Annotated in this window: 12 protein-coding genes; 8 read left to right on the forward strand and 4 right to left on the reverse strand. The window is 60.5% G+C overall.

Going from position 1 to position 16221, the window contains the following annotated elements; genetic code table 11:
• Positions 1-66: 66 nt before the first annotated feature.
• Positions 67-687: a TetR family transcriptional regulator gene (locus tag PHW99_RS03655; RefSeq protein WP_300173899.1), complete on the reverse strand. Its 621-nt coding sequence runs from the start codon at positions 685-687 to the stop codon at positions 67-69.
• A gap of 120 nt (positions 688-807) precedes the next feature.
• Here PHW99_RS03655 and PHW99_RS03660 point away from each other — a divergent pair, with 120 nt between their 5' ends.
• The 8 genes from PHW99_RS03660 to PHW99_RS03695 all read left to right on the forward strand — a co-directional run bounded on the left by PHW99_RS03660 (position 808) and on the right by PHW99_RS03695 (position 10858).
• Positions 808-2070: an efflux RND transporter periplasmic adaptor subunit gene (locus PHW99_RS03660; protein ID WP_300173901.1), complete on the forward strand. Its 1263-nt coding sequence runs from the start codon at positions 808-810 to the stop codon at positions 2068-2070.
• A 12-nt stretch (positions 2071-2082) separates the two neighbouring features.
• Positions 2083-5238, forward strand: a complete 3156-nt coding sequence (locus PHW99_RS03665) for an efflux RND transporter permease subunit (protein ID WP_300173903.1) — start codon at positions 2083-2085, stop codon at positions 5236-5238.
• Positions 5231-6673: an efflux transporter outer membrane subunit gene (locus PHW99_RS03670; protein ID WP_300173905.1), complete on the forward strand. Its 1443-nt coding sequence runs from the start codon at positions 5231-5233 to the stop codon at positions 6671-6673. Before PHW99_RS03665 ends, PHW99_RS03670 begins: the two co-directional genes overlap by 8 nt.
• Positions 6674-6882: 209 nt before the next feature.
• Complete coding sequence (gene ybiB, locus PHW99_RS03675; RefSeq protein WP_300173907.1) at positions 6883-7800, forward strand: DNA-binding protein YbiB; 918 nt, start codon at positions 6883-6885, stop codon at positions 7798-7800.
• Between the two features lie 6 nt (positions 7801-7806).
• Positions 7807-8616: a uroporphyrinogen-III C-methyltransferase gene (gene cobA / locus PHW99_RS03680; RefSeq protein WP_300173908.1), complete on the forward strand. Its 810-nt coding sequence runs from the start codon at positions 7807-7809 to the stop codon at positions 8614-8616.
• A gap of 137 nt (positions 8617-8753) precedes the next feature.
• Positions 8754-8966 (forward strand): 30S ribosomal protein S21, encoded by a 213-nt coding sequence (gene rpsU, locus PHW99_RS03685; RefSeq protein ID WP_078363905.1) that lies wholly within the window; start codon positions 8754-8756, stop codon positions 8964-8966.
• 133 nt (positions 8967-9099) lie between these two features.
• The gene (locus PHW99_RS03690; protein ID WP_300173911.1) at positions 9100-9546 is read left to right on the forward strand and encodes a GatB/YqeY domain-containing protein; all 447 of its coding nucleotides are present in this window, start codon (positions 9100-9102) and stop codon (positions 9544-9546) included.
• A gap of 13 nt (positions 9547-9559) precedes the next feature.
• Entirely contained in the window at positions 9560-10858 is a 1299-nt protein-coding gene (locus PHW99_RS03695; RefSeq protein ID WP_300173913.1) for a TAXI family TRAP transporter solute-binding subunit, read from the forward strand.
• On the opposite strand, the gene PHW99_RS03700 is transcribed toward PHW99_RS03695, so the two are convergent.
• The 3 genes from PHW99_RS03700 to PHW99_RS03710 all read right to left on the reverse strand — a co-directional run.
• Complete coding sequence (locus tag PHW99_RS03700) at positions 10848-13115, reverse strand: DUF1631 family protein (protein ID WP_300173915.1); 2268 nt, start codon at positions 13113-13115, stop codon at positions 10848-10850. The two genes, PHW99_RS03695 and PHW99_RS03700, sit on opposite strands and share 11 nt — an antisense overlap.
• A 24-nt stretch (positions 13116-13139) precedes the next feature.
• Complete coding sequence (gene ettA, locus PHW99_RS03705; protein ID WP_300173917.1) at positions 13140-14801, reverse strand: energy-dependent translational throttle protein EttA; 1662 nt, start codon at positions 14799-14801, stop codon at positions 13140-13142.
• Positions 14802-14868: 67 nt separating this feature from the next.
• Positions 14869-16221: polysaccharide deacetylase family protein (locus PHW99_RS03710; protein ID WP_300173919.1), on the reverse strand; the 1353-nt coding region annotated here is incomplete at its 5' end.

Raw genomic sequence — 16221 nt, forward strand, 5'->3', positions numbered from 1 at the left:
ACATCTTTGACCATAAGCGACAAGTTTAGGTGATGCGCCGCGCCTGCCCGGCGCCGTGCACCCGGCTCAGGGTCGCAACCCCAGTCCCACCAGATAGGTCCGAATCGCGGATGCCGACACTGCCTCCAGCTCAAACGCCTGCGGCGCCAACATCCAGCTCTGGATCAGGCCCACCATCAGCGCATGCAAACCGTGCGCCGCCATGTCCGCCGGCATCGGCAACATGACCGAACGCCGCAGCGCAGCCTCCTGCAGGCTGCGTTGGATCTGGCGAGTGCCATCACTCTGGCACTGCACATGCCGCTGCTTGACCGCCAGCAACTCGTCCACGTATTCCACTTTTTGTGTCGCGATCTCGAAAATGGCGCGGGTACGGGCATCCGTCGCAATGCTGTGCATGGACTGCGACATGGCCTGTTCCAGTTCGACCAAGGGGTCTTTGCTGGCGTCATGCCCGATTTGCTGCATGGCCTGCTCCATCGGCAAAATCGCGCACGCCATCATGGCGTTGAACAAGTCCGCCTTGTTCTTGAAATGCCAGTAAATCGCCCCCCGGCTGGCGCCTGCCGCCTGCGCGATATCCTGCAATGAAGTACGCGACACCCCCTTGTCAGCAAACACACGTTGCGCCGCCTCCAGCAATTGGTGGCGAGTGGCTTGGGCGTCTTCTTTGGTACGGCGTGGCATGAGGAAAAGTAAACCAGGTGTCAATCAATATACATTCATGATTGTATGTATACTTTGATCACACTGATTGCAATTTTTTGCGGCCCGACGTTCGGGCGCTTTTTTTTCGGGAATCCCATCATGCCTCACACCCGCATTCATTCAGCCACATTCCCCCCCGCCAGGAACAACGGCAGTGCCTTCAGGCGTCTGACGCCCAGCGTCCTGACATTGACCACCGTGATCATGTTCACAGCCTGTGGCCAGAGTACAACCACTGCCCCGGCTGGCGGGGCCAGACCTCCGGTTGAAGTGGGCGTGATTACGGTTACCCCAGGCGACATTGGCCTGATCACCGAATTGCCGGGCCGGCTAGAAGCATCACGCGTGGCGCAGGTGCGCGCCCGGGCAGCGGGCATCCTGCAAAAGCGCCTGTTTGCCGAGGGCAGTGATGTCCAGGCCGGACAAGCCCTGTTCCAGATTGATGCAGCCCCTTATGAGGCAACCCTGGCCAGTGCCCAAGCAAGCGTGGCCAAAGCCGAAGCCAACCTCATGCAAACCAGCGCCCAAGCCGAACGTTACAAACCACTGATCGAGGCCAAGGCCATCAGCCAGCAGGAATTTGTCAACGCCCAGGCTGCGCAAAAACTGGCCGAAGCCGACCTGGCAGTGGCCCGCGCCGCCGTGCAAACCGCCCGCATCAATTTGGGTTATGCCCACCTGACCGCGCCGATTTCCGGTCGCATTGGCCGGGCGCTGGTCACTGAAGGCGCCCTGGTTGGCCAAGGCGAAGCCACCCAAGTGGCGGTGATTCAGCAGATCCACCCGATGTACGTGAACTTCACCCAATCAGCCACCGAGGTGATGAAGCTGCGCCAAGCCATGGAAGGCGGTCAGCTCAAGCGCGCCGGCAGCCAGGCTGCCAGCGTGCGGGTGGTGCTGGAAGATGGCCGTGAATACGCCAAGGCAGGCAAGCTGCTGTTTTCTGACCTGACGGTCGACAGCACCACCGGCCAGATCACGTTGCGCGCGGAAGTACCCAACCCGCAGGGAGAATTGTTGCCCGGCCTGTTCGTGCGGGTACGACTGGAGCAGGCGCAAGCCAGCCACGCCATCACGCTGCCACAGCAAGCCGTGACACGCACACAACAAGGTGACTCGGTGATGGTGGTTGCCGATGGCAAAGCCACTCCCCGCCCAGTGAAGATCGGTAACCAGCAAAACGGTCAATGGGTCATCCTGAGCGGACTCAAGGCCGGTGAACAGGTCATGGTGGATGGCTTCCAGAAGCTGCGCGGGGCGACCGCACTCAAGCCCGTGCCCTGGCAAGCCAATGCGGCACCGGCCAAGCCCGCCAGTGGTCCGGCCAATGCAACCTCGGCCAGCGCCAGCGCAGCACACTAAGGATCCATCAACATGGCCAAATTTTTCATCGACCGCCCGATATTCGCCTGGGTGATTGCGCTGTTCATCATGGTGATGGGCACGGTCGCCATCACCCAGTTGCCGATTGCCCAATATCCACCGGTGGCACCGCCCGCCATCGTGGTCTCGGCCACCTACCCTGGCGCCTCGGCCCAAACGCTGGAAGACAGCGTGTTGTCCATTGTCGAGCAGGAAATGAACGGCTCACCCGGCCTGATCTACATGGAGTCGGTAGCGCAGGCCAACGGCACCGGCACCATCACGCTGAGCTTTCAACCCGGAACCAACCCCGAGCTGGCCCAGGTGGATGTGCAAAACCGACTGTCTCGCGCCACGCCACGCCTGCCCGCAGCCGTCACGCAACAGGGCGTACGGGTTGACAAGTCCGGCAACAACTTCTTGCTGGTCGCCACCCTGTCGTCCAGCAGCCCGGACCTGACGCCGGTGGCCATGGGCGACTATGCCTCGCGCAACGTCGTGCCTGAGCTGCAACGCCTGCCCGGGGTGGGACAGGTACAGATGTTTGGCACCGAACGCGCCATGCGTATCTGGATCGACCCGGCCAAGCTGCAGGGCTACAACCTGTCCGCGGCGGATGTCACCAACGCAATCCGGACTCAGAATGCCCAGGTTTCAGCCGGCGAAATGGGCAGCCTGCCCAATATTGCCGGCCAGGGTCTGGCGGCCACGGTGATCGTCAAAGGTCAACTCGACGACGTGGAGCAGTTTGCCAACGTGGTCCTGCGGGCCAACACCGACGGCTCCAGCGTGCGTCTCAAAGACGTGGCACGACTGGAACTGGGGGCGCAGTCTTACGCCACCTCGGCCCGGCGGGACGGGCATCCGGCCACCGGCATTGCGGTCCGCTTGTCACCCAGCGGCAATGCGCTGGCCACCGCCAAGGCGGTGCGCGAACGCATGCATGAACTTGAAGCGTATTTCCCCAAGGGCATGAGCTGGTCGATTCCCTATGACAGCTCGCGCTTCATCGAGACGTCGCTGCGCCAGGTGGCAGAAACCCTGCTGGAAGCCATCGTCCTGGTGTTCCTGGTGATGTTCCTGTTCCTGCAGGATTGGCGTTACACCCTGATTCCCACACTGGTGGTGCCGATTGCGCTGCTGGGTACTTTTGCCACGCTGCTGGCCATGGGTTTTTCAATCAATGTGCTGACCATGTTTGCCATGGTGCTGGTGATTGGCATTGTGGTGGACGACGCCATCGTGGTGGTGGAAAACGTGGAACGGATCATGAGCGAAGAAGGCCTGCCGCCCACACAGGCCACGCGCAAGGCCATGGGCCAGATTTCTGGGGCCATCATTGGCGTGACCGTGGTGCTGATTTCGGTGTTTGTGCCGCTGGCATTTTTCAGTGGTTCCATCGGCAATATTTATCGCCAGTTTGCCGCCGTGATGGGGGTGTCGATTGCGTTCTCGGCCTTCCTGGCCCTGTCCCTGACACCCGCCCTGTGCGCCACCCTGCTCAAGCCGGTGGAAGCAGGCCACCACCACGCCAAGACTGGCTTTTTCGGTTGGTTCAACCGGGGCTTCTCGCGCACCGCCAAGGGTTACGAGCGAGGCGTGGCGCGTCTGCTGCCACGTGCCGCGCGCTACCTGTTGATTTATCTGGCGATTGTGGGTGGCGCCGCCCTGATGTACCAGCGCCTGCCGGCCTCGTTCCTGCCCAATGAAGACCAGGGCACGCTGCTGGTGAACGTTCAACTGCCGCCCGGCGCCACCCAGAACCGCACGCAGGCTGTCATGCAGCAGGTGGAAGGCTTCATGCTCAAACAACCGGAAGTCCAGGGCATGATCAGCGTGCTGGGGTTCAGCTTCTCGGGGCAGGGGCAAAATGCGGCGCTGGCGTTTGTCACACTGAAGGACTGGGCCGAACGTCCGGGGCCCAACAGCTCCGCGCAGGCACTGGCTGGCCGCGCCTTTGGCGCCTTGTCCGGCATTCGTGACGCCTTTATCTTCCCCCTGAGTCCGCCGCCCATTCCCGAACTGGGGGCCTCTTCCGGCTTCAGCTTCCGGCTGCAGGACCGCGCCGGCCTGGGCCACGACGCCTTGCTGGCGGCGCGTAACCAGTTGCTGGGTATGGCGTCTCAAAGCAAGGTGATCACCCAGGTACGACCGGACGGCCTCGAAGACGCCCCGCAACTCCAGATCGACATTGACCGCAACAAGGCCCATGCACTGGGCATCGGATTTGAAGCCATCAACAGCGTGATTTCCACCGCACTGGGTTCCAGCTATGCCAATGACTTCCCCAACGCCGGACGGCTGCAGCGGGTGATCGTGCAGGCAGATGCACCGGCCCGGATGCAGCCTGAAGACCTGCTCAGACTCAATGTGCCCAACAACAAGGGCCAGACGGTGCCGCTGTCGGCTTTCGCCAGCACCCGCTGGGTCACCGGCGCCATGCAGACCGTGCGTTACAACGGCTATCCAGCCATGCGCATCAGCGGCAGTGCTGCCCCTGGCTACAGCACGGGTGCCGCTCTGGCTGAAATGGAACAGCTTGCAGCCAAGTTGCCACCAGGCTTCGGCTTTGAGTGGACCGGCACCTCGCGCGAGGAAAAACTGGCAGGTGCCCAGGCCATGATTCTGTATGGTTTTGCCATCCTGTCGGTGTTCCTGTGTCTGGCGGCCCTGTACGAAAGCTGGACGATCCCGATCTCGGTCATTTTGGTGGTGCCGCTGGGGGTGCTCGGGGTGATCGTGGCCACGCTGTTGCGCGGGTATGCCAATGACGTGTACTTCCAGGTCGGCCTGATCACCATCATCGGCCTGTCCGCCAAAAACGCCATCCTGATCATCGAGTTCGCCAAGGACCTGCAAGCTCAGGGCAAGAGCATCATCAGCGCTGCGCTGGAAGCGGCCCATCTGCGGTTTCGCCCGATTGTGATGACCTCCATGGCCTTCACCCTGGGTGTGCTGCCCCTGGCCATTGCCAGCGGTGCCGGTTCTGCCAGCCAGCGCGCGATCGGCACCGGGGTGATCGGTGGCATCCTGACCGGAACCACACTGGCAGTGGTGTTTGTACCGATCTTCTTTGTCGTGGTGCGCACCCTGTTCAAGGACAGTGCCCGCCAGCAACACGTGCATGCCGAGCAGGCCGCACACATGGGAGTGCATTCGCATGAATAAGTTGTCATTGATCGCACTGGCCTGCGCCAGCCTGCTGCCCGCCTGTTCTCTGATGCCGACCTATGAACGCCCCAACGCTCCCGTGGCGGCCCAGTGGCCTGGCATGGCGACCGCCGCTGATCATAAAAAAGAGAGCAACCAAACCAATAAAGATCTGGGCTGGAAGGACTTTTTCTCTGATCCAACAGTCCGCGAACTGATCGACACGGCACTGGCCAACAACCGGGACCTGCGCGTCTCCGTACTGAACATCGAACAGGCACGTGCCCAGCTGGGCATTCGCCGGGCTGATCAGTACCCCACGGTGAACGCCACGGTCACGGGATCACGCACCCCCAACAATGACGGCTCCATCAAAAGCGCCTATGCGGGAGGCCTGACCGTGACGGCCTACGAATTGGACTTCTTCGGCCGGGTCGCCAGCCTGAAAGAGCAGGCGCTGGCTCAGTACCTGGCCACGCAGGAAGGCAGCAAGACAGCGCACATCAGCCTGATGGCCACCGTGGCGCAGAGCTGGCTGAGCCTGCTGGCCGACGAGGAGTTGCTGTCTGCGTCGCGCCAGACGCTGGCCAGCCGTGAAGCGTCTCTCAACCTGGTGTCGTTGAGACTGCAGCATGGTGCGGCGTCCGAACTGGACCTGCGACTGGCGCAGACCCTGCGCGAAAGTGCCCGCGCCACCCTGGCACAACAACAGCGCCAGCGGGCACTGGACGAGAATGCCTTGACCCTGTTGCTGGGACAGGCCCTGCCCGCCTCGGCCCAGGCCAAACTCGCCAATGCGCAGCTGGGTGCGCTGCGTTTTGCGGACTTGCCGGCAGGCTTGCCGTCCGAATTGCTGGCGCGCCGCCCCGACATCCGCCAGGCCGAGCAACAGCTGATCGCCAGCCACGCCAATATCGGTGCGGCCCGCGCCGCGTTTTTCCCGCGCATCAGCCTGACCGTAGGTGCCGGCTCGGCCAGCGGCGAACTCGCCGGTCTGTTCAAGGACGGCTCCTGGGGCTGGACTCTGGCGCCCCAATTGGTGTTACCGATTTTTGACGCCGGACGCAACCAGGCCAATCTGGACTCGGCCAAGGTGACACGCGACATCGCGGTGGCGCAGTACGAAAAAGCCATCCAGAGCGCGTTTCGCGAGGTGTCTGATGCCCTGGCTGGACGCGACACGCTGGCGCAGCAGTTGCAGGCCAGCCAAGCCTTGCTGGACGCCGAAACGGCCCGCAGCAACTTGACCAAACTGCGTTTTGACAAAGGTGCCGCCAGCCAGCTGGATTGGCTTGATGCCCAGCGTTCGCTGTTTGCGGCACAGCAGGCGCTGATTCAAACCCGCCTGGCTTCGCTGCAAAACCAAGTCGTGCTGTACAAAGTCCTGGGCGGCGGGTTCCTGGCCGAACCTTCACCGGATACCGTCGCACAAACAACTGGTGCCGCACGCTGAGACGACCGTCGTCACCGGCAGAGGGCGCCCGCCATGTCCGCGCCAGCGGTATGGCGGGAGCCAGCCTGCAATGGCAAAAAAGTGATCAAATCGCCCTCTAGCCCGCGTCATTAATGCCTGTTGCGCTATCAATTCAGGACTAACCATCCAGCCTGCGCCGGGCATAAGCTCATAGCCCAAAGTTATCAGCCACCGCTGACAATCCGGCCATGAGCATCAGCCATTACATCAAGGACATCGGGCGTGGCAAGCACGGCGCTCGCCACCTCAATCGCCTTCAGGCGGCTGATCTGCTGGGGCAGGTGCTCGACGGCGCGGTCACTGATCTGGAAATAGGCGCGTTTTGCCTGGCCATGCGCATCAAGGGTGAAACCCCGCAGGAAATGGCCGGTTTCCTGGACGCAACCCGGACACGAATGCACCCTGTCCCCAATCAGAACCTGCCCACGGTCGTGCTGCCCAGCTACAACGGCGCACGCAAGCTGCCGGTGTTGACTGCGCTGTTGGCCCTGCTGCTGGCGCGGGAAGGCCTGGCGGTTGTGGTGCATGGCAGCAGCACCGACTCCAGCCGCACAACGTCGCAAGAGGTACTCTCCGCCCTTGATATCCAGGCGCAAACCGCGATTGCCCCCCTCACTCCCGCCGCAGTGCAAATGGTTCCCACCGGCCTGTTGTGTCCCGGCCTGCAGCGCCTGTTGGCCGTGCGTCAGGTGATTGGCTTGCGCAACCCGGCACACAGCTTGGTCAAGCTGCTGAACCCCTGCACCGGCCCAGCGGTGATTGTCAGCAGCTACACCCACCCCGAATACGCGGTTTCGATGGCCAACACATTGGCATTGATGCAGACCAATGCCCTGCTGCTGCGTGGTACGGAGGGTGAACCGGTGGCCGACCCACGCCGTGCCCCAGCCATGGACATCATCTGCCAAGGTCAGATCCAGCGTGTGCAAGAAGCACAAACTGGCAGTCTGGCCGCCCTGCCCGATCTGCCTGCACCCGACGCCCAGGCCACCGCCCAGTGGATTCGTGCCGTGCTGGCAGGTCAGGTCCCGGTACCGGCACCGATCACACAACAGGTGACCCATATCCTGGCCCTGGTTCGTCAATCCCTTTCCCAACAAGGCTAAGCGCACATGAACATCCTCCAGACACCTTTTCACGCCACCAGACCGGCCGGCCAGTGCACCCTGGTCGGCGCCGGCCCGGGTGACCCCGAGTTATTGACACTCAAGGCCCTCAAAGCCATCCAGGCCGCCACCGTGTTGCTGGTCGACGATCTGGTCAGCGACGAGATCGTGGCCCTGGCCAGCCCCGGGGTACGCATCGTCCATGTGGGCAAACGCGGCGGCTGCCAGTCAACGCCGCAGGCATTCATTGAAAAACTCATCCTCGCAGCGGTACGTGAGGGTGACCACGTGGTGCGTCTCAAGGGGGGTGACCCGTTCGTGTTTGGCCGCGGCGGTGAAGAAGTGGAACATCTGCAGGCGGCGGGCGTCACCGTCAGCGTGGTCAACGGCATCACAGCCGGCCTGGCCGCGGTAACGTCGCTGGGGGTCCCGCTGACACACCGGGAGCATGCCCACGGGGTGGTGTTTGTCACCGGCCATGCCCATCCTGGTGGTCAGGAAACCGACTGGGCTGCCCTGGCCAGCACGGCACACAGCGCGCGGCTGACCCTGGTCATTTACATGGGCGTTCACCATGCCGCACAGATTGAACAGGCCCTGCTGCAAGGCCTGCCAGCCAGCACCCCGGTGGCCCTCATCCAGAACGCCAGCCTGCCCAGCCAGCGCCATGCCTTGTGCACACTGTCCAACATGAACCAGACCCTGAAGCGGGAACGGCTCGCCAGCCCGAGCGTGATGGTGGTGGGCAACGTGCTGCAGGGCTTATTGGCCCTGCAAACCACAGATTTGCCACAGGTGGCTTGTCATGGCATATAAGGTCGCTATAATCCGAGGCTTTGCTGGCAAACCCCCGCTGCCTGATCAACCTTTAAGCGGGGAAAATCGCAAGATGCTCAAATTTTGGCCCGATCTTCCAGAGTTTGAAGTCTGCACATTTTGGATAATTTGACGTAATGACAACCATCCGTGTTAAAGAAAACGAGCCTTTTGACGTCGCTCTGCGTCGCTTCAAGCGCACCATTGAAAAACTGGGTCTTTTGACTGACTTGCGCGCACGCGAGTTCTACGAAAAGCCCACCGCCGAGCGCAAGCGCAAAAAGGCAGCTGCCGTCAAGCGCAACTACAAGCGTATTCGCGCCATGCAATTGCCCAAGAAGCTGTACTGATCCTGTCTTCCCGACAGGGGCGTCAAGCCTCAAAAAAAAGCTCGCCGGGGACGCTCAGGCGGGCTTTTTTTATGCCTAACCCACAGCCACAGCGATCATCTTTCCCCAATTTTTTTGACTGGAGCACTTCACAATGTCACTCAAAGACCAGATTACCGAAGACATGAAAACGGCCATGCGGGCCAAGGACAGCGCACGCCTGGGCACCATTCGCCTGTTGCTCGCTGCCGTCAAGCAAAAAGAGGTGGATGAACGTGTGGTGGTGGATGACGCCACCCTGGTCAGCCTGGTTGACAAACTGATCAAACAACGCAAGGATTCGGTGGCGGCCTATGTCCAGGCTGCGCGGCAGGATCTGGCCGACAAGGAAAGTGACGAAATCAAGGTACTAGAAGCCTATCTGCCGCAACGCCTGAACGCTGAAGAAGTCACTGCAGCAGTCACCGCCATTGTGGCCAGCCTGGGCGCCAAAGGTCCGGGCGACATGGGTAAGGTCATGGGTGCCGTCAAGACCCAACTGGCCGGCAAGGCCGACATGGCACTGGTCTCCCAAGCTGTCAAAGCAGCCCTGGCAAGTTAGTCACCCTGACATCGTGGCCAAGCCACTGCGTTATGCCCTGTTGTCGGTACGCGAGCTGCTGACATCGGCGACACCGTTCGTGTTGCTGGCCGCCGCGCTGCTGACATTGGCCTATCTTTGGCTGAATCCGGTTCCTCCGCGGCAGGTGACCCTGGCCACCGGTCCAGCCCAGAGCGCCTACGACGAGTTTGGCAAACGTTATGCCAGCACACTGGCGACCTACGGTATCAGCGTCAAACTGGTCGAATCAGAAGGTGCTGCGCAAAACCTGCAATGGCTCACCGAGGGAAAAGTCGATCTGGGATTTGTCCAGGGTGGCAGCAGTGACCCCACTTCGGAGGAACAACAACGCTTGTTGTCGCTGGGCAGCCTGTTCGTCGAACCTCTCTGGCTGTTTTACCGCAGCAAAACGCCCCTGAATTCACTGCCGGAATTTCAATACTTGCGCCTGAATGTCGGCACCACCGGCAGCGGTGTACCTCGGTTGATGAGCCAGCTGTTTGAGCTCAATCACATGGACGAGGGCAAACTACAGCTCTCCAGGCTATCACAGACCCCGGCCACCGTGGCTTTTCTGGACAAGCAGCTCGACGCCCTGCTCTTTGCATCTGCACCCGAGTCACCGATGGTCCAAATGCTGTTGCAAACCCCGGGTGTGCGGCTGCTGAATTTTGCCCAGAGCGAGGCCTACTCACGCCGTTTTTCTTTCTTGACACCGATCACTCTGCCGCGCGGCGTGGTCGATCTGGCCAAGGACATTCCGGCACAAGATGTCAGACTGGTGGCCACCACCACCACCCTGCTGGCCAACCCCAAAGTACATCCGGCGATTTTGCAGCTGTTTTCCCAGACCGCACTGTCCCTGCATGGTCAGGCAGGCTGGTTCAGTCGAGCCCATGAATTTCCAAACATCGCACACACCGAATTTGCCGTGTCCGACGAGGCGCAGCGCGCGATCAAAAGCGGCGTACCGCTGCTGCAACGCTATTTGCCTTTCGCTTATGCCAACCTGATCGAACGCATGTGGCTGGCTCTGGGCATTATTCTGGCGATCCTGCTGCCGCTGAGTCGCATCGTGCCGCCGCTCTACGAGTTCAGAATCCGCTCACGTGTTTTTCGCTGGTATGGGCAACTGCGCAGCATCGAAGACCGCGCCAGTGCACCCAGCCGATCCTTGCCGGATTTGCTGGAAGAGCTGAGACAGCTGGAAGATAAGGTGGAAAAGATCAGCGTGCCACTGTCGTACACGGACGAGCTGTACGCCCTGCGCAATCACATCGAACTGGTGCGACAAAAACTCATCAAGGCCTGACATCCAGGCTGTTGAGCATGGCGGTATGGACCACCGCATCGAGTGCACCGTCCACGATCGGCTGATCGGACACCACACGCAACGTCCCTTCACTCCGCATCCGTTCCAGCATACGCAGAGTCATCGATTGGGTTTTGCCTTGCACACTGGTAAACAGGTACATGGACCCTTGCGGGCTGATCCACGACAGTTGTGTGCGTTGCCATCCAGTTGGTGTCTGCAACTCAACCCAGGCTCCGACAGAAAGTCCAGTGATTGTGCTGAGATCTTCCTCCGGCTTCGGCTCCTCTGACGCAGCCGGTGGCATCCTGTCGTCTGGCATTTCCATGAATCCAGACGCCTTGGCCTCCTGCGGCGCCACCCATGGATCATGTTTGCTCACCAGGCTGGGAGCCAGTCCACGATCCCGTCGTTCCACCGAAGCTTCAGACTCCGGCTTGAAAGCCTGCTGGTGCAATTTCATCAACATGTCAAAAAAGGCACTGGTCTTCACGGATGGGTAATCAATCAGACTCAATCCTTCCCTGAGTTTGCTCAGCAAACGGGGCACCAACTTGGTCAGACGAGCAATATTCTTGCCAGTCAAGGCCGGCTGTGCGCTCCACAACAGTACCGTGACCAGTTCCTTGTACTGCCCTGGATCATCGCTGTCCTGCGTGTCATTCAACTCGGCACCGGCCATGACCTGAGCCCAAGGACCACATAAAAATTCCACGATCCCTGCTGGAACGCGTTGCATGTCCGGGATGGCCTGCATCTTGGCAGCCATTTCGTCAGCCAGCAAATTGCGTTTTTCTGCAAAACTCAGCGCCACCATGGCGCTGTCCATCTGCTCACTCACAAGTGCACTGTTGGTGACGTCATTCCATAAGTCTTGCAGATTTTTGAGCGCTTGCTCGAACGGCAGGGCGTTCTTGATGGACATGTCTGCCAGTGGGCTGACATGACGCTGCAGTGCAACCAGGAAAGCACTGAAATCCGGGTCATGGACCGAACCAAATGCCAGACCGTGCCCGGAAATCTCCTGCAGCAGCTGACGCGCTGGATGCTGCCGATCAAGAAAGAAGCGAGGATCGACCAACGCCAGGCTCAACAGGGCAGGCTCCAGTCGCGCAATCACCTCCCGCACGGGTTCGAGCAACCGGGTGTCCTTCACCAGGTTATCAATCATCAGCGTCACCACTTCAAGACTCAGCATCCGGGCCAATTCCTGTGCCTGTTGCCCTGAATCATCCAGCTCGGCCCGCGACGACATCTCGGGCCGCGTGCCTGACGACAAACCTGGTCGCTGCTCCATACGCTGGACGACCTGGTCCACCTGCTGCATTTCCTGCAAGGCCTCAAAAGCCGCCGGCACGGTGGCTTCAAAGCCGGTGTCAGACGGGTCACTGCCCGCTTCAAATTCACGTGCAAACTGGCTACCAAAAACCTCTTTGGGGCTGCGCTCTGGCCTATCCAGTTCGCCCGCCATCAAGCGGCGTAAACGATCAAGCGTCAAGGCTGCCTGACGATGTTCCGGGTGACGACCGGGGTGACTTGTGCTCCGACCGGCGACGGCTTGCTTGGCCGAGTCAGCGACCTGATGGGTCTCCAGCCGGCGCACCACAGCGTAGCCCACAGGCTCCACACCCTGCGACCGCAAAGCCGCGGTCCATTCGCTGTAAGCGGCACCAAGCTCCACACCTAAAGGACTCGCCAGATGCTGCAACCAGATCATGCGGACCAGGGGGGGAATCGAAAGGTCAGCCATCAGCCACTGCAATGCACTGACATAAGAGTCAGGCCGCAATGGATTGCGCTGCGGGTCCACCCCTTCAAGTCGAAGCAAAGCACAAACGTACCGGTCCAGTTCGTGCAGGGCGGCTTCAGAAACCTGCTGCAAACGCTGCATAGTCCGGGCCAAGTCGACTCGTTCCTGGACCTGGGTTTCACTCATCAACTCCAATTGCTCCAACCGCAAGCCTTGGCCGGACATCACCCCCAACCGCGTCTGCGCAGGCGCATTTTGATGAAAAGCCACCTTGAGCGCCGCCGGAAATCGCTCACACAGCTGTTGCGCGTGAAAATCCAGCAATTTGACAGCAAGCGCCAGATGATCGCGCTCCATCGGACCCCGTACCCGTTGGGTATCGTCACGCATCGACTGACGCGCAACCACCAGCGCCTTGGAGAGCATGGCAGCGCTCCCAAGCCCTGCTTGCGTCAACAGGGCCTGGTACTTTGACAAATCTGGTTGAGAGGGGTCAACCGTTGCCATGGACAGCTCTCACCGGGCCTGGTATTACTTCAACGCCTTGAAGCGCATGCGGTGCGGCCGCGCGCCTTCTTCGCCCAGGCGTTTCTTCTTGTCGGCCTCGTACTCCTGGTAGTTGCCGTCGAAGAACACCCACTGGCTGTCACCCTCGCAAGCCAGGATGTGGGTACAGATGCGGTCCAGGAACCAGCGGTCGTGGCTGATGACCATGACCGAGCCAGCGAACTCCAGCAGCGCGTCTTCCAGCGCACGCAGGGTTTCCACGTCCAGGTCGTTGGACGGCTCGTCCAACAGCAGCACATTGCCGCCGGCAATCAGGGTCTTGGCCAGGTGCAGGCGGCCGCGCTCGCCGCCGGAGAGCAGGCCCACCTTTTTCTGTTGGTCACCACCGTTGAAATTGAAACGCCCGCAGTAGGCTCGGCTGGGCATCTGGAACTTGCCCACGGTCAGGATGTCCAGCCCGCCGGAGACGTCTTCCCACACGGTCTTCTCGTTGGCCAGGTCGTCACGCGTCTGGTCCACGAAGGCCATCTTCGCAGTCTGGCCAATCTTCACTTCACCGCTGTCGGGTTGCTCCTTGCCGGCGATCATCTTGAACAGCGTTGACTTGCCGGCCCCGTTGGGGCCGATGATGCCGACGATGGCGCCTGCCGGCACCTTGAAGCTCAGGTTGTCGATCAGCACGCGGTCACCAAAGGACTTGCTGACGTTCTTGAACTCGATGACTTCGTTGCCCAGGCGGTCGGCCACGGGGATGAAGATTTCCTGCGTTTCGTTGCGCTTCTGGTATTCGTAGTCGGACAATTCCTCGAAACGGGCCAGGCGCGCCTTGCTCTTGGCCTGGCGACCTTTGGGGTTCTGGCGCGCCCACTCCAGCTCCTTTTTCATGGCCTTGGTGCGGGCGTCTTCGGTGCGTTGCTCCTGCTCCAGGCGGGCCTCCTTCTGCTCCAGCCAGGTGGAGTAGTTGCCCTTGTAGGGAATGCCCTGACCACGGTCAAGTTCCAGAATCCACTCGGCGGCGTTGTCCAGGAAGTAGCGGTCGTGGGTGATGGCCACCACGGTGCCAGGAAAGCGCGAGAGAAACTGCTCCAGCCAGTCTACCGATTCGGCGTCCAGGTGGTTGGTGGGCTCGTCCAGCAGCAGCATGTCGGGCTTGCTCAGCAGCAAGCGGCAGAGCGCCACACGGCGCTTCTCGCCCCCGGAGAGCTTGCCGATGACTGCCTCCCACGGTGGCAGGCGCAGCGCGTCGGCAGCGATCTCCAGCAGGTGGTCACCACCGTCGCCGGCGGCGGCGATGATGGCTTCGAGTTGTGCTTGCTCGGCGGCCAGGGCGTCAAAGTCGGCGTTCTCGTCGGCATAGGCTGCATAAACCTCTTCCAGACGCGCCTGCGCGGCCTTCACTTCGCCCATGCCACCTTCCACGGCCTGGCGCACGGTTTCATTCGGGTCGAGCTGTGGCTCCTGCGGCAGATAACCGATCTTCAGACCGGTCATCGGGATGGCTTCCCCCTCGAACTCCTTGTCCACGCCGGCCATGATCTTGAGCAGGGTGGACTTGCCCGAACCATTCAGGCCAAGCACCCCGATCTTGGCCCCTGGAAAGAAGCTCAGCGAGATGTCTTTGAGGATGTGACGCTTCGGCGGCACGATCTTGCCGAGGCGGTTCATTGAAAATACGTATTGAGCCATGAAGTTACCGGGAGATGTGTAAAACCTGCATTATCGGTGCGGACAACGGAGCGATCGATACGAAACCTCAAAACGACACGGCGTAGCTATAACTACCCGGTTTCAGTTCATTCCTGAAAATCAGCGCCGAACGCCAAGCATCCACCGCGACCAACTCTGGCGTCGGAGCCCCGGCTGATACCGGTGCCACACGCTTGACCGCAACATCTTTGGCGGGGTGGGTCACCATGAATGTCACCCCTTTGACCTGGCCAGGCGCTTGCACCGTGAACGTGAATTGGTCCGCAATGATGGGACCAGGCACAAAAACCACCCGCTCGCGCTCACGCCACCACTGTGCAATGGCATCACCCGAGGTTGACCAGACGTCTTGCCGATGCTGCTGCAGGCGTTTGATGTAAGGCGGCGTCAGGTGCATCATCAGACCCTCGGGACCATAGTTCTGCGAATGGACCGACAAGACCCCTAAAGCGCCCGCTTCATGCAGGTAGTCGAAATCCAGCATGATCAGCTCCGAAGCTTTGTCCAGTGACAGCTTCAACCCCAGATAATTCAAATCATCCATCTGGGTTCTGGGGATCACCACAATCGCGGTCTCTGTGCTCAGGTCAGGTTCGGAGCGCGAAAAAAATGGCACCCTCGCCTCCGACGAGGCGGGGTCTGCCACATGATGTCTGACGCCCATTTGACGCAGCAGTTTTTCCGTGGTGACGTCCCACGACTCGGTCGGTGCGCGAAAACCGGTGACGGCAGGCAAGAACCGCGTGCCCACAATCCCCTTCATCTCGCTCACCATGGTGTCAAGCCGCTCTTTCTGGTTATCGGCTGGTTTGCCTTTGAAACCGTAATGCACCTCACCGTGGTAACCAATCTCGTGCTTCTCGGCCAACTTTTGCACCACATCACGGTAATCCTTGGCCACACTGGTCAGGGAATAGAAGGTGCCACGAATACCGGCTTGATCCAGCTCGGCAGCAAAGTTCAGTGCATAGGGATATTTGGCCTCGGTGTCCATTTCCAGCAACTGGGCCGACAACTCGCCGTTAGGCCAGCTGGCCTTGCTAACAGCCGGACGATGCTGCAACCAGGCCATGATGCCATCAAACAATTTGGGTAAACGCAACCGTTCGTCGTAATCCCAACTGGCTTCTGAAAATCCGAGATAGGCCCGCCGCGAAGAGCCTTTTTCCAAAAAGGCGACCGCACCGCTGGCATCCTTTGGCGCGGGGTAGCGCTGCCAATCAAAATAGCGCGCCGCCAGATGCTCGGACTTGACCCTCAAAGGGGTTTCCGCCACCTCGCCCAAAAAGATACGCTCACCAGCGGGCAGTGACCAACTCAGCGGACCATCCCCAAATGTATTGACAAAACGCTCATTGGATTCAGCATCCACCTTGCCCACCACCTTCATCTCCAGCAG

Source organism: Rhodoferax sp., from assembly GCF_028689305.1.
Lineage (GTDB): Bacteria > Pseudomonadota > Gammaproteobacteria > Burkholderiales > Burkholderiaceae_C > Rhodoferax.